This is a genomic window from Starkeya nomas (assembly GCF_902703545.1).
In the GTDB taxonomy this organism is placed as follows: domain Bacteria; phylum Pseudomonadota; class Alphaproteobacteria; order Rhizobiales; family Xanthobacteraceae; genus Ancylobacter; species Ancylobacter moscoviensis.
In genome coordinates, this window is sequence record NZ_CACSAS010000001.1 from 1,847,067 (window position 1) to 1,861,603 (window position 14,537).

At 68.0% G+C, this 14,537-nt stretch carries 13 protein-coding genes; 8 read left to right on the forward strand and 5 right to left on the reverse strand.

Annotation, left to right across the window (positions count from 1 at the left end; all coding sequences use genetic code 11):
* Nucleotide 1: 1 nt before the first annotated feature.
* Nucleotides 2-886: an SGNH/GDSL hydrolase family protein gene (locus tag STARVERO_RS08855; protein WP_159598587.1), complete on the forward strand. Its 885-nt coding sequence runs from the start codon at nucleotides 2-4 to the stop codon at nucleotides 884-886.
* A gap of 229 nt (nucleotides 887-1,115) precedes the next feature.
* Nucleotides 1,116-1,499, forward strand: coding sequence for a pore-forming ESAT-6 family protein (locus STARVERO_RS08860; protein ID WP_200837736.1), 384 nt, complete (start codon nucleotides 1,116-1,118; stop codon nucleotides 1,497-1,499).
* Between the two features lie 191 nt (nucleotides 1,500-1,690).
* Here STARVERO_RS08860 and STARVERO_RS08865 read toward each other — a convergent pair whose 3' ends face one another.
* Nucleotides 1,691-1,975, reverse strand: coding sequence for a hypothetical protein (locus tag STARVERO_RS08865; protein WP_144342362.1), 285 nt, complete (start codon nucleotides 1,973-1,975; stop codon nucleotides 1,691-1,693).
* Between the two features lie 132 nt (nucleotides 1,976-2,107).
* Here STARVERO_RS08865 and prmB point away from each other — a divergent pair, with 132 nt between their 5' ends.
* A complete protein-coding gene (gene prmB / locus STARVERO_RS08870) occupies nucleotides 2,108-3,082 on the forward strand; it encodes a 50S ribosomal protein L3 N(5)-glutamine methyltransferase (protein ID WP_159598588.1) in 975 nt (324 codons plus the stop codon).
* Nucleotides 3,083-3,116: 34 nt separating this feature from the next.
* On the opposite strand, the gene STARVERO_RS08875 is transcribed toward prmB, so the two are convergent.
* Nucleotides 3,117-4,331, reverse strand: a complete 1,215-nt coding sequence (locus tag STARVERO_RS08875; protein ID WP_422802135.1) for a lytic murein transglycosylase — start codon at nucleotides 4,329-4,331, stop codon at nucleotides 3,117-3,119.
* A 150-nt stretch (nucleotides 4,332-4,481) separates the two neighbouring features.
* On the opposite strand from STARVERO_RS08875, the gene STARVERO_RS08880 reads away from it, so the two are divergent.
* Entirely contained in the window at nucleotides 4,482-5,549 is a 1,068-nt protein-coding gene (locus tag STARVERO_RS08880; protein ID WP_159598590.1) for a patatin-like phospholipase family protein, read from the forward strand.
* 7 nt (nucleotides 5,550-5,556) lie between these two features.
* On the opposite strand, the gene tam is transcribed toward STARVERO_RS08880, so the two are convergent.
* Entirely contained in the window at nucleotides 5,557-6,333 is a 777-nt protein-coding gene (gene tam / locus STARVERO_RS08885; protein WP_159598591.1) for a trans-aconitate 2-methyltransferase, read from the reverse strand.
* Nucleotides 6,334-6,497: 164 nt separating this feature from the next.
* The gene (ettA, locus tag STARVERO_RS08890) at nucleotides 6,498-8,153 is read right to left on the reverse strand and encodes an energy-dependent translational throttle protein EttA (protein WP_159598592.1); all 1,656 of its coding nucleotides are present in this window, start codon (nucleotides 8,151-8,153) and stop codon (nucleotides 6,498-6,500) included.
* A 291-nt stretch (nucleotides 8,154-8,444) separates the two neighbouring features.
* On the opposite strand from ettA, the gene STARVERO_RS08895 reads away from it, so the two are divergent.
* The 4 genes from STARVERO_RS08895 (at nucleotide 8,445) to STARVERO_RS08910 (ending at nucleotide 13,564) form a co-directional block, all read left to right on the forward strand.
* The gene (locus tag STARVERO_RS08895) at nucleotides 8,445-9,434 is read left to right on the forward strand and encodes a GGDEF domain-containing protein (RefSeq protein WP_159598593.1); all 990 of its coding nucleotides are present in this window, start codon (nucleotides 8,445-8,447) and stop codon (nucleotides 9,432-9,434) included.
* A gap of 184 nt (nucleotides 9,435-9,618) precedes the next feature.
* On the forward strand, nucleotides 9,619-10,365 hold the full coding sequence (gene otsB / locus STARVERO_RS08900) for a trehalose-phosphatase (RefSeq protein WP_159598594.1): 747 nt from the start codon (nucleotides 9,619-9,621) through the stop codon (nucleotides 10,363-10,365).
* Complete coding sequence (locus tag STARVERO_RS08905; protein ID WP_144342354.1) at nucleotides 10,362-12,158, forward strand: glycoside hydrolase family 15 protein; 1,797 nt, start codon at nucleotides 10,362-10,364, stop codon at nucleotides 12,156-12,158. Before otsB ends, STARVERO_RS08905 begins: the two co-directional genes overlap by 4 nt.
* A complete protein-coding gene (locus STARVERO_RS08910) occupies nucleotides 12,143-13,564 on the forward strand; it encodes an alpha,alpha-trehalose-phosphate synthase (UDP-forming) (protein WP_159601683.1) in 1,422 nt (473 codons plus the stop codon). Before STARVERO_RS08905 ends, STARVERO_RS08910 begins: the two co-directional genes overlap by 16 nt.
* A 15-nt stretch (nucleotides 13,565-13,579) precedes the next feature.
* On the opposite strand, the gene STARVERO_RS08915 is transcribed toward STARVERO_RS08910, so the two are convergent.
* Entirely contained in the window at nucleotides 13,580-14,452 is an 873-nt protein-coding gene (locus STARVERO_RS08915; protein ID WP_244616683.1) for an aldose 1-epimerase family protein, read from the reverse strand.
* Nucleotides 14,453-14,537: the final 85 nt, after the last annotated feature.

Genomic DNA, 14,537 nt, shown 5'->3' on the forward strand with positions numbered 1-14,537 from the left:
CATGCGCCTCCCCACGCGACACCTGCCTCTCCTCCTTGCCGCGGCCCTGGGGTTGGCGGCGCTGCCTGCCTCCGCGCAGAACCTGCTGCCGCCGGCGAAGAGCCTGATCCCGGCCACCTGCCCCTCCCCGAAGGCGCAGGACAAGCTGAGCGTGCCGCTGGCGCGCACGGCGGCGCGGCTGCGGGCCGGCGAGCCCGTCACCATCGTCGCCATCGGCTCCTCCTCCACCGCCGGCGCGGGCGCGACCTCGCGGGACGCCGCCTATCCCAGCCGGCTGCAGGCCATGCTGCGCGAGCGCTTTCCCGATACCGACATCAAGGTGGTCAATCGCGGCATCAACGGCCAGGACGCGCCGGAAATGCTGGCGCGGTTCGACAAGGACGTCGCCGCCGCCAGGCCGACGCTGGTGATCTGGCAGTCCGGCGTGAACGCGCTGTTCCGCACCGACGGCCTCGCCACCGCCGAGAAGCTGCTGCGCGAGGCGATTGCCCGCGTGCGCGCGCTCGACGCCGACCTCGTGCTGGTCGATCCGCAATACGCCCCGCGCGTGCTCGCCGACGCCGATATCGGTCCGATGATCCGGCTGATCGACACCATCGCCGCCGAGGAAGGCGTGGGCGTCTATCACCGCTTCGCGCTCATGCGCGACTGGCACGAGAAGGCCGGCATGGCCTTCGATTCCTTCCTCTGGAAGGACAGCTTCCACATGAACGACTGGGGCTACAACTGCTTCGCCCGCGAGCTCAGCCGCGCCGTCATCGCCAATATCGAGGCGCAGCAGCGTTCGGCGGACATCGCCCCATCGCCGAAGAGCCGGTCGAAAACGACGCCGGCGGCGGCCGCCGCCACAGCGGGAACGCCGCTCGCCCCGACGGCAACGCCGTAGTCCGCAAGCAGCCGCGTCCGGGATAGGACTTCATCGGCTCGATCGCGGCGCTGCGACAACCTCCGGCGCCGACCGTCCACCTTCTGGATTGGCACCGCCCCTCGCCGAGCCCCCGGATCGCGCGATGGAAAAAGTTAGCCGGCATATGGCAGCTTCAGATTGCAGAAGCGGGGCAACGGCATATAAGTACTTGTACGCATGATCGGTTTCATGCGCATGGGAGAAAGCGTTGTTTTACAAGTATCTGGCGACCACGCTCGCCACTGTCGCCCTCGGCACCACCATCGTTTCCGCGCAGACGCCTCCTTCGGCCGACGACGCCGTCGCCATGGCCAAGAACCAGCTGGGCATTCTGGAGTACTGCAAGGGCAAGGGATATGTCGACGCGGCGACCGTCGACATCCAGACGCGGCTGATGGGCATGCTTCCTCCCGCGACGGACGCTTCGAAGGTCGAGGCGGCCTATCAGAAGGGCAAGAACGGCACGGTGTCGTCCATGGGGCAGGAAGTGAACCTCGCCGATGTGGCGAAGGCCCAGAGCACCGCCGAGGAAGCGATGTGCAAGCAGATCGGCGCCGCGGTGAATCAGGCCGCAGCCATGCTTCCGAAGTAACGACGACGCCGGGAGAAGGCAGCGAAACAACCTCCTGTCTTCAAATGGCATGACGGAAATGGGCCGGCCGCCTCGCGGCCGGCCATCAGGCTACCAATTCCAATCCCCACTTCGCGCTCGTCGCCTCGCGCACGCGCTGCCGCTCGATGCCGAGTTGCCGGATTTTCGGCTCTGCCCCTTTCCCGGAAGGGTCAGTCGCCGCCCTTGCCGGAGAAGGCGCCGCCGAAACGCTTCATCACCGCCTCGCGTGCGGCGAGCACGCGGCGTTCGTAATCCTCGGCCATCGGCTCGGTGAGCACGCTCTCCAGCCCGGCGAGCAGCGCCCAGAGGGCGGGGATCTCCGCCTCGTCCTCGATGAAGTCGACCAGCGCCTCGCCGTCGGCATCGTCCACCGTGCGGGAGAGGAACTCGAACAGCACGACCGCCACCGAGCGGTCGATGACCAGGGTGATTTCGTCGTTCGCCGCTTCGGCCATGCGTCATTTCCCATTCGCTGACTGTCCCCATCCTATCGATCCACGACGCGCCGATGACAAGCGGGGAACACCCGCCGGCTTGCTTTCGATGGCGCGTCGTGCTGTCGCTTGCACCGAGACAGGGAGGACGACATGGCGGCTGCGGACGAACTGGGCACGGTGCGCGACTTCGTGCGCTATGCGGTAAGCCGCTTCAACGCGGCCGAACTCACCTTTGGCCACGGCACCACGACGGCGCTCGACGAGGCCGCCTTCATCGTACTGGAATCACTGCATCTTCCGGTCGACGACCTCGCGCCGTGGCTCGACGCCCGGCTGACCCTCGAGGAGCGCACCCATCTCGCCGCGCTGATCGACCGGCGCTGCACCACGCGCCAGCCCGCGGCCTATCTGCTCGGGCGCACCTATATTCGGGGCGTGCCGTTCCGTTCCGACAGCCGGGCGATCGTGCCGCGCTCCTTCATCGGCGAGCTGCTGGCGGGGGAACTGTTCGGCGGCGAGGGTTTCGCGCTGGTGCCGGAGCCGGAGAACGTCGGCCGGGTGCTCGACCTGTGCACCGGCTCGGGATGCCTCGCCATCCTCGCCGCCATGATCTTCCCCAATGCCTGCGTGGATGCGGTCGACCTCTCACCGGATGCGCTGGCGCTCGCCGCCGAGAACGTCGCCGAGCACGAGATGGGCGAGCGCGTGCGGCTTCTGCAGGGCGACCTCTTCGCGCCGGTGGCCGGCGAGATCTACGACCTCATCATCACCAACCCGCCCTATGTCGACGCGGAGGCGATGGCGGACCTGCCGGAGGAATACCGGCACGAACCGAGCCTCGCCTTTGCCGGTGGCCCGGACGGCCTCGACATTGTGCGCCGCATCCTCGCCGAGGCGCCCCGGCACCTCAGCGCGCAGGGCGGGCTGATCTGCGAGATCGGCACCGGCCGGGAGATACTGGAAGCGGAATATCCCAACCTGCCCTTCCTCTGGCTCGACACGGAGGAGAGCGAGGGCGAGGTGTTCTGGCTCACCGCCGCCGACCTCAACGGCACGGCCACCCTCGCCAGCGCCGCGGACAGCGGCGCCAGCGATATCCGGGTGATCAGCCGCATGCCGCGGTGAGGCGTGGCCCGGGCTCGTCCAAGGACCGCAGGCGTCACCCGCCGCGACGCATGTGCTCCAGCACCTGCGCGTCCGGCCAGCAGTCCAGCGGCAGGCCGTTGGCCTTCTGGTAGGCGCCGAGCGCGGCCCTCGTCTTCATGCCGGCCTTGCCGTCGATCTTCTCGGCGTAATAGCCCTCTCGCGTCAGCACCTTCTGCATGAACTCGAGGTCGCGCGTCTTCACCAGCGCGATGTCCTTCCAGCCCTGCGCGAAGGGCTTGTCGTCCTCGATGCGGTCGGCGAGATGGCCGACATAGAGCACGTAGAGGTCCGCGAAGTTGTAGGCCTTCAGCACGAAGTAATTGGCCGGCGTGAGGAAGGCGGGACCGAAGGGCCCGGCGGGCATGATGATCGACGCCTTGTCCTTCATCGCCGAGGGCGGCACGCGCCGCCCATCCGCGATCTTCACGCCACGCTTGAGCCAGTCGCCGATGGTCAGCGTCACGTCGGGCTCGGCCTGCGTGCAGTCGAAGCCGGCGGGCACGGCGATCTCATAGGCCCAGCGCTTGCCCGGCTGCCAGCCCTTCTCCCGCAGCAGGCTCGCCGTGGCGGCCAGCGCCTCGGGCACCGAGGTCCAGATATTGGCGGTGCCGTCGCCGTCGAGGTCGACGCCATAGGTCAGATAGCCGGTCGGCAGGAACTGGGTGAGCCCCATCGCCCCGGCCCACGAACTCTTCATCTGCGCGCGGGTGACATGCCCCTCGTCGAGGATCTTCAGCGCGGCGAGGAACTCGGGCTGGAAATCGTCCTTGCGGCGGCCGACATAGGCCTGCGTCGCCAGCACGCGGAGCGCGTCATGGTTGAGCTTCGCGCCGCCGAAGGCGGTCTCGCGCGCCCAGATGGCGAGCAGCACCGAGCCCGGCACCCCGAACTGCTGCTCGATCACCTTGAGCTCCGCCGCATACTGGCCGGCAAGCTTGCGCCCGCGCGCCGCGTAGTTGCCGATGGCCTTGTCGGAGACATAGGCGGCCGGCGTCTGCACGAACTCGGCCTGCCCGTCCGGCTTCCTCGGCTTGCCGGGAATGGCGAGGTCGGGAAGCGAATAGTCCGGCTCCAGCCCGCGCGTCTCCCGTTCGAAGGTGGCGCGGGAAATGCCCATGGCCTGCGCCGCCGGCCATTGCGCGGCGAGCCAGCGGTCGAAGCCGGCGTCGGCGCGGGCGGGCGCGCTCGTGGTCGCGCTCATGGCAAGGAAAAGTAGGCCCGTCAGCATGCGTCGCATGATCCTGACATAGCGGAAAGGGCGGACAATGAGAACCGCCGCGCCCATGCCCCACGCCACTTGTGTTTTTCCGCCGGCTACGGAGGATGCAGCTATCGGCCCCGCCCCTCTTGCCCCGCCCCTCCTGCCCAGAGTGCCGCCATGCTTCGACGTCGCGACCTCATCGCCGCCGGCTCCACCGCCCTCCTCGCCGCCTCCGTCATCCGTGTGCAGGCCCAGCAGCCGGCAACGCCGCCGGGCACGGCGGATGGCGGGGCGGCCCCATGGGATGACGGCCTCGCCCACCCCGTTCCCTATCAGCCCGCGCCGGGCGCGGGAAAGGAGCGCGGCCTCGTGCTCGGCGGCGGCGGCATCTATCTCGCCTCATGGATGGCGGGCTACATGCAGGCGCTGAAATCCAAGGGCGTCGATCTCGCCACCGCCGACGTCATCGTCGGCACCTCCGCCGGCTCGCTGATCGGCGCCATGCTCACCAGCGGCCATCTCTGGCGCTTCGGCGTGGAGCTCGACATCTTCACCGAGTTTCCGAAGATCTTCACCCTGATCGTGCCGACCATGGCGCCGAATGCCAGCCAGATACGCGCCCGTCACATTGCCGACACCGCCGTGGCGGCCGACCCGGCGACCATCCAGGCGATCGGGCGCGGCGCGATGGCGGCCCGCAACACCGATGGACCAAGCGACTATTTCAACGCGGTGAAGCGGGTGATCGGCGTGGAGAAATGGCCCTCCCCCAAGCTGCACACCACGGCGAACGACTGCTACACCGGCGAGCGCATCGTGGTTTCCGCCGACGATGGCATCGAGGTGAACCATGCCTGCGCGGCGAGTTCGTCGCTGCCGGGCTCGATGGGCCCGACCTGGCTGAAGAACCGCCTGTGCATGGATGGTGGTATCTGCCAGACGAGCACCCACTCCGATGTGGTGGCAGGCGTGAAGAAGGCGCTCATCATCTCGCTGACCGATGGCGGCGCCGACGCGTCCAAGATCGGCCTGCGCACTTCCAGCCTGCCGAACACGCTGCAGCAGGAAGTGAGCGACCTGAAGGCGCAGGGCACCGAGGTGATACTGAAGGTGGTGGGGCTTATGCCCGGCACCACCCGCGTCGACAGCCTCATGGACCCGAAATGGATCGGCCCCTGCCTGAAGAACGGCAATGAGCGCGGGCTGGCGGATATCGAAGAGATGAAGGCCTTCTGGGGCGCCTGAGGCGCCGCTACCGTACCGCGACGATGAACAGGCGCGGGAAGCGCAGCAGGACCTTGCCGTCGAACCGCTCGGGATAGGCTTTAGCTACCCGGGCGATGTAGTCGGCGAGGAAACCGGCGCGCTCCTCCTCGGAAAGCGGCGAGAGGAAGGTGCGCAGCCCCGTCGACTTGAACCATTCCGCGATCGCCGCCGCGCCGTCGAGCGGGTGGTTGTAGAGCGTGTGCCAGATGTCGAGCCGCCGCGCGAACGGCTTCAGCCGCTCGTAATATTCGGCCGGCGTCGGCAGCACGTCGCGCTGCGCCGCGCCGATCTTCGCCGCCCACGGGCCGCTGGCGGCGGTCTCGCCCATCAGGCGATGCGAGGGCTCGTTCACATTGTCCGGCATCTGGACCGCCAGCACGCCACCTTCCGGCAGGGCGCGCAGGAGACGCTCCAGGACAGCGAGATGGTCGGGCACCCACTGGAACACGGCATTGCCAAACAGCACGTCGGTGCCTTCGGCCGGCGCCCAGTTCGAGATATCGGCCTGCTCGAAGCGGGCGGCCGGGAGGCGCGCCGTGGCCTGAGCCACCATGTTCGGCGAGGAATCGATGCCGGTCACCTCGGCCTGCGGCCAGCGCTCGACGAGAAGCTCGGTGGAGTTGCCCGGCCCGCAGCCGATATCGACGACGCGCCGGGGACGGGCGAGCGGCACCTGCGCGAGCAGATCGCGCGGCGGGCGCGTGCGCTCGTCCTCGAACTTCAGATAGAGCTTGGGATTCCAGTCCTCGGCAGCGCTGCGCATGGTCGTCCCCGGATCGAGCGGGCGCGACCATGCCGCATCCGCGCTCCCGCGCCAAGTGCGCAACGAAGAAGCGCCGCCAAAGCGAAAAGCCGGCGCGGATCACTCCGGCCGGCTTCCCGGATCGCAGGGGTCGTTCCCGGGACCGTTCCCCGGGGCCGTTCCCGTCAGCGGGTGAGCTTCTTGTGCTTCATCCGGTGCGGGATGATGGCGTCGACGCCGAGGCGGCGCTTCTTGTCTTCCTCGTAGTCGTGGAAGTTGCCCTCGAACCACTCCACGTGGCTGTCGTCCTCATAGGCGAGGATGTGGGTGGCGATGCGGTCGAGGAAGAAGCGGTCATGCGAGATGATGACCGCGCAGCCGGCATAGTCCTCCAGCGCCTCTTCCAGCGCGCGCAGCGTCTCGACGTCGAGGTCGTTGGTCGGCTCGTCGAGAAGCAGCACGTTGGCGCCCTGCTGGAGGATACGGGCGAGATGCACGCGGTTGCGCTCACCGCCCGAGAGCATGCCGACCTTCTTCTGCTGGTCGCCGCCCTTGAAATTGAAGGCGCCGCAATAGGCGCGCGAATTGATCTCGCGCTTGCCGAGATAGAGCACCTCGTTGCCGCCGGAGATTTCCTCCCAGACGGTCTTCCTGTCATCCAGCGCGTCGCGGTTCTGGTCGACATAGCCGAGCTTGACGCTCTCGCCGATGGTGATGGTGCCGGCGTCGGGCTTTTCCTGCCCGGCGATCATGCGGAACAGCGTAGTCTTGCCGGCGCCGTTCGGCCCGATGACGCCGACGATGCCGCCCGGCGGCAGCTTGAACGACAGATTGTCGATCAGCAGATTGTCGCCATAGCCCTTGGACAGGCCCTCGAAGGCGATGACGTTGTTGCCGAGGCGCTCGGCCACGGGGATGACGATCTGCGCGGTGGTGGGCGCCTTCTCGGAGGCCTTCTTGACGAGCTCGTCGTAGCGCTGGATGCGGGCCTTGTTCTTGGCCTGGCGCGCCTTCGGGGACGCCGCGATCCATTCCTGCTCGGAGGCGAGCGCGCGCTGGCGCGCCTCGTCCTCGCGGTTCTCCTGCTGCATGCGCTTGGTCTTCTGCGTCAGCCAGGAGGAGTAGTTGCCCTCGTAGGGGATGCCGCGGCCGCGGTCGAGCTCGAGGATCCAGCCGGTCACGTTGTCGAGGAAGTAGCGGTCATGGGTGACGATGAGGATCGCGCCCGGATAGTTGCGCAGGTGCCCTTCCAGCCAGTTGGTGGTCTCGGCGTCGAGATGGTTGGTCGGCTCGTCGAGCAGCAGAAGCTCGGGCTGCGAGAGCAGCAGCTGGCACAGCGCGACGCGACGACGCTCGCCGCCCGAGAGCTTCGAGACGTCCGAGCCCTCCTCCGGGCAGCCCAGTGCGTCCATCGCCTGGTCGATCTTGCTGTCGAGGTCCCACAGGCCCTGGCCTTCGATCTCGTCCTGGAGCGCGGTCATCTCGTCCGCGGTCTCGTCGGAATAGTTCATGGCGAGTTCGTTGTAGCGGTCGAGGATCGCCTTCTGCTTGGCGACGCCGAGCATCACGTTCTCGCGCACCGACAAAGTGGGGTCGAGCTGCGGCTCCTGCGGCAGGTAGCCGACGCGCGCGCCTTCCGCGACCCAGGCCTCGCCGGTGAAATCCTTGTCGAGGCCGGCCATGATCTTGAGCAGCGTCGACTTGCCCGAGCCGTTGGGGCCGAGAATGCCGATCTTGGCGTCCGGGTAGAAGGAGAGATGGATGTTCTCCAGCACCTTCTTGCCGCCCGGATAGGCCTTGGTCATGCCGTGCATGTGGTAGACGTACTGATAGGAAGCCATGTCCAGTTCCTGCGCTTGCGCGTGGGGGGCGCGCGTCGCGGCTACGCCGACGATCGGGCCTTGGGTGCCGGGTGAAAGGGTTGCGCGCTATGTAAACCGCGCTTCCCCGAGCGGCAAGGCCGGAAGGGGCCAGGGCAAGGCCTGCACTATCCTGCCGAAGTTCGGCCGGATCACTTGTCACGCCATTGCACCATTCGGGTAGCTACGTATTGTCATAGGTCAAATCACGCCGGGCCGTTGCCGGGCATGGTGCCGAACGCCGTCCCCCGCCCCTACGCCCGGCCCGTTCGCATGTTGTCGCATATTCCCGCGGAAGACCTCCGCGAACTGTATTTCAACTTCCCGGTGGCGACCTGCCTCGTCGGCCGCGACGGGCGCTACATCGCGGCGAACCGCGCATATGCCGAGCTGATCCACGCCCCGCTCGCGACCATGATGGGCAAGCATATCGCCGAGCTGTGCGGGGACATCGTCCACGCGCATGTGGTCCGCGATTTCGCGACCTTCGATGCGGGCGAGTCCGTTCCCAATCACGAACTGGCATTCTTCGGGCGCTTCTACGTGGTCGCGGTTCGGCCCATGCGCGACAAGGGCGCGCCGCGCGTCGAAGCCCTGTGCATCGCCCTCACCGACATCACAGAACAGAAAGCGCTGGAAAGCCGGCTGGAACTCGCCAACCGGCAGCTCAGCGAAGCGAACCGCCAGCTCACCGAAGCGGCGCGCACCGATGCGCTCAGCGGCCTGTGGAACCGGCACGCGCTGGAGGAGATGCTCGCACGCGAGATCGGCCGCTGCCGACGGGAGCGGGCCGCGCTTTCGGTGCTGATGATCGATATCGATCACTTCAAGAAATACAATGACGGCTACGGCCATCCGGCCGGCGACGGCGCCCTACGCGCCGTCAGCCACGCCATGGCCGGCGTGCTGAAGCGCCCGGGCGACATCGTGGCACGCTATGGCGGCGAGGAATTCCTCGTGGTGCTGCCGACGACCGACGCCTCCGGCGCCCTGAGAGTCGCCGGCGATGTCCGGGATGCCATCGCCGCGCTCGCCATCGCGCATGAGGCCAGCGCCTCCGGACGCCTCACCGTGAGCATCGGCGTGGCGAACCTCAGCGCACCCGCACGTACCGCGACCATCGCCGATATCCGCGCCACGCTTATCGACGGTGCGGATCAGGCGCTTTACGCGGTCAAGGTCGACGGCGGAGACGGTATCCGGCTCCACACCCCCGACCAGAGCGTCCTCGACCGTCGGGACGGCGCTGCGGCCCCCGCCTGAGAGACGCCGCCAACGCGCCCGCGCAAATTTTTCGATGCGGTATTGGAACGCCACCCGCCGTCATGCGTTGGAGGCATGCCAGCGCCGGCAAAGAGGCGCGAGGATACGTTGTTACCTCATGGATCGGAGGCCCAGCGGGTATAGGGGCAGTATGGCGCCAGCACGAACCTCATCAGGAAACGGCATGCACCCTTACCCCGAATCGGACTGGGCATTGTTCCTCGATATCGACGGCACGCTGATCGAACATGCCGACCATCCCGAGGGCATCACCATCCCCGAGGATCTCCCCGACCTCCTGACCCGGCTGCAGCTCACGCTCGGCGGAGCGGTGGCGCTGGTCTCCGGCCGCACCATTGACTGGATGGACCGGCGCTTCGCCCCGGCGCGCCTCCCCGCCTCCGGCCAGCATGGCGCGGAGATTCGCCTGGCCCCCGACGCTCCCGCCGTACCGATCCCGATTCCGCGCTGGCGCCACCCGCTAGAGGAAGCGCTGGATCGTGAGCTCGCCACCTGGCCCGGCACCTATATCGAGCACAAGCCCTTGTCGCTGGCGGTGCACTTCCGCGCCGTCCCGCAATTCGGCGACGCCATCATGCAGAAGGTGATCGACGTCGGGACCGGCCTCGGGGACGGCGTCGAGTTCCTCAAGGGGCGGTTCGTCATCGAGGTCCGGCAGGGCGGGCACGACAAGGGCAGCGCGGTCGAGCAGTTCATGCGGAGCACGCTCTTCACCGGGCGCCGGCCTGTCTTCCTCGGCGACGACGTGACCGACGAGGACGGCTTCCGGGCGGCCCGGCAGGCGGGCGGCCTCGCCGTTGCGGTGGGTCCGCGCCCGACGCAGCAGGCCGACCACCGGCTGGCGACGCCGAGCGAGGTGCGCGACTGGCTGAACCGACTTCCCGAAGCGCTGGAGAGCGTCACCCCGTGAGTTCCAATCTGAACCTCGCCGCGATCGGCAACGGCACCATCGCCGCCCTGATCGACCGCAATGGACGTGTCGCGTGGTGCTGCTGGCCGCGCATCGACGGAGACCCGGTCTTTTCCTCGCTGCTCGGCGGCGAGGAGCCGCAGGCGGGATTCTTCGACGTACTGCTCGACGGGCAGGTCAAGGCGACGCGGCGCTACCAGCGCAACACCGCCATCATCGAGACGATCCTCGAAAACGATCAGGGCGCGCAACTGCGGATCACCGACTTCGCGCCGCGCTTCAAGCTCTACGACCGCATCTACCGTCCGGCGACGCTGGTGCGGCGCATCGAGCCGATAAGCGGCACCTGCCGGGTCACGATACGCCTGCGCCCGCATTCCAACTGGGGCGAGCAGCGACCGGAGCCGGTGCGCGGCTCCAATCACATGCGCTTCGCGAGCGACGACTTCACCCTGCGCGCCACCACCGACCTTCCCATCGTCTACGTGATGGAGGAACGCCCCTTCGTGCTCGGCAAGGCGGCGACCATCGTGCTGGGGCCGGACGAGCCCTTCCCGTCCAGCCTCGCCGACACCACCCGCGGCTTCGAGGAGAAGACCCGCGACTACTGGCACGACTGGGTGCGCTACCTCTCCGTGCCGTTCGAATGGCAGGACGCGGTGATCCGCGCCGCCATCTCGCTCAAGCTGTGCGCCTATGAGGAAACCGGCGGCATCGTCGCCGCGCTCACGACGTCGGTGCCCGAGGCGCCTCACTCGATCCGCAACTGGGACTACCGCCACTGCTGGCTGCGCGACTCCTACTTCACCGTGCGCGCGCTGAACCTGCTCGGCGCCACGCGGACGATGGAAGACTACATCCGCTACCTGACCACGGTGATCGCCTCCGAACCCTCGGGGAGGCTCGCGCCGGTCTATTCCATCGTGCCGGGAACCCCGCTGGAGGAGCGCTTCGCTCCCGCCCTGCCCGGCTTCAGCGGCATGGGGCCCGTGCGGGTCGGCAACCAGGCCGCCGAGCAGGTGCAGAACGACGGCTACGGCCATGTCGTGCTGGCCGCCGCGCAGACCTTCTTCGACGACCGGCTGCCGAACCGTGGCGACCGGGCGCTGTTCAACCTGCTGGAAGGGGTCGGGGCACGGGCGGTGGAATTCGCCTTCGAGCCGGATGCCGGCTTGTGGGAACTGCGCGGCAAGCGGCGGGTGCACACCTTCTCCGCGGTGATGAGCTGGGCCGCCTGCGACCGGCTCGCCCGCATCGCCCGGGTACTGGACCTGCCCGAGCGCGCCACCTTCTGGACCGACCACGCCAACGAGATCCGCGCCCGGATCCTTGCCTTCGCGTGGGACGAGAAGCTCGGCAGCTTCGTCGACGCGCAGGAGGAAGGCCAGCTCGACGCCAGCCTGCTGCTGCTCGCCGAGCTCGGCTTCGTGCGCCCGGACGACCCGCGCTACGTGGCGACGGTGGAGACCGTCGGACGCGAGCTGAAACGCAACGGCTACCTGATGCGCTACGCGGGCGAAGATGATTTCGGCCTGCCGGAAACTTCCTTCACCATCTGCTCGTTCTGGTACGCGGGAGCGCTCGACCTGATCGGCCGCCGCGACGAGGCCCGCGAGATGTTCACGAGCCTGCTCGCCCGGCGCAACGAGGCCGGGCTGCTCTCCGAGGACATCGACAACCAGACGCTCGAACTGTGGGGGAACATCCCGCAGACCTATTCGATGGTCGGCCTGATCGACACGGCCATGCGTCTGTCCAAGACATGGGAGGAAGCGTTCTGGCGAGGCTCGTAGTCGTATCGAACCGCGTGGCGTCGCCCAAGGAGCGGGCGGCCAAGGCGGGAGGACTGGCCGTCGCGCTGCGCGAGGCGCTCGGTACGCGCGGCGGCCTGTGGTTCGGCTGGAGCGGAGAGACCCAGCCGAACCCGTCGGATACGCCGAAGGTCTTCCGCTCGGGGCGCGTGACCTATGCGCTGCTCACGCTCGACCCGGAAGACCAGCGCGCCCATTATGCGGGCTATGCCAACGGCACGCTGTGGCCGCTGTGCCATTACCGGCTCGGCCTCCTGAGCTTCCGCCGCGCGGACTGGGAGGGCTACCGGCGGGTGAACGAGCACTTCGCCCGCGCGCTGCTGCCGCTGCTGCAGCCCGACGACATCATCTGGGTCCACGACTACCACTTCATCCCGCTGGCGGCCGAGCTGCGCAAGCGCGGCTTCGAGGGGCGGATCGGCTATTTCCATCACATTCCCTGGCCGACGCCGGACGTGTTCCTCAGTTTGCCCTCCCATGCCGCGCTGGTGCAGGACCTCTCGCAATACGACCTCGTGGGGCTGCAGACCGAAGACGATGTGCGGGCGCTGCTGACCTACATCTCGTCGGAAGCGCGGGGCTGGATCGCACCGGGCGGCGTGGTGGGCCTGCGCGAACGGCGCTTCCGCGTCGCCGCCTTTCCCATCGGCATCGACGCGACGGCCTTCGTCCGCGACGCCAAGGCGTCGGTCGGCAGCGACGAGGAACGCCGTCTCCACGAGAGCCTCGCCGGCCGCGCGCTGGCGGTCGGCGTGGACCGGCTCGACTATTCCAAGGGCCTGCCCGGCAAGTTCGCCGCCTTTGGCGAGTTGCTCAGCCGCTATCCGCAGCACCGCTCCACGGTCACGATGATGCAGATCGCGCCTGTCTCGCGCGGCGAGGTGGCCGAATATCGCGCGCTGCGCCGCGAGCTGGAGGAACTGGCCGGCGCCATCAACGGCGAATATGCCGAGTTCGACTGGGTACCGCTGCGCTACCTGAACCGGCCGTTCCAGCGCGCCACCCTCGCCGCCATCTACCGCACCGCTCGGCTGGGGCTGGTGACGCCCCTGCGCGACGGGATGAACCTCGTCGCCAAGGAATATATCGCCGCCCAGAATCCCGAGGACCCGGGCGTGCTCGTCCTCTCCCGCTTCGCCGGCGCGGCGGACGAGCTTACCGGCGCGATACTGGTCAATCCCTACGACATCGAGGGCATGGCCGACGCGATGAACGCCGCGCTCCTGATGCCGCTCGACGAACGCCGGGAACGCTGGCAGGTCAACATGGCGAAGGTGGAGGGAAACACCATCCACGATTGGTGCGAGCGCTTCATCCACGAATTGTCGGGCGCTATCGACCATCTGGACAACCCGCCCAAGCGTGCGAAACGCCCCCGCCGGGGATAGGAATCCCGCCGACGGCTAGCGGCCGACGTCGGGCAGCCAGCGCACCGCCATGGCGAAGCTCCTGGAGGTGCCCGGCTCGATCAGCGACAGGCCGGGCTTCCGGGTGAACTCGGCCGGCGCATCCTCCGGCGAGGCGTAGCCGGACCAGGGCTCGATGCACAGGAAGGGCGCGCCGGGCTTCGACCATAGGCCGAGCTGCGGCATGCCGGGGAAGGCCACTTCCAGCCCCGGTTCGCCCGGAACGCCGAAACGCACGTGGTGCGAGCGCGGCGCGAGGAAGATCAGCGCATCGCGCGCGAACATGGCGTCATCCGGCTCCACCACCGCATCCACCGCCGGGTTCGGCTCGGCGGCGGCCGAGAGAAGGCCGCCGACGGGACGATGGATCGGGTCGACCTCGGCCTTCTCGAAGATCAGCCGATGGTCGGCACGGGTGCCGCCATAGGGCAGCGGCCAGCGGAAGGCCGGGTGGAAGCCGAAACTCGCCGGAAGCGGCACCGCCCCCGGATTGCTCACCACCGCCTCGATGGTCAGCGTCGCCTCGACCAGCGTGTAGGTGACCGCCAACTCGAAATCGAAGGGATACTGCTTGCGGGTTTCTTCGTCGGCGTGGAGGGCGAAGCGCGCCGACGAGCTGGTGCGCTCCTCCAGCGTGAAAACCCGCCGACGGGCGAAGCCGTGCTGCGCCATCGGGTAGATGACGCCCCCATGCACGAGCTGGTCATTGGGCAGGCGGCCGACGATGGGAAAGAGCAGCGGTGCGCGGCCCGTCCAGAAGGCGGCATCGCCGTTCCAGAGCAGGTCGTGCCCCTGCTTGTCGACGAGCCGCACCATCTCGGCGCCAAGCGGCGCGATCTCCACGTCCAGATAGCCGGATTTCAGTCGCACCGCCGCCTCAACCATACCAATCACCGTCTCGACATCGCCCAAGATCAAGGTTAACCGAATCCTTGTGGATTCGAGATTCCACAGC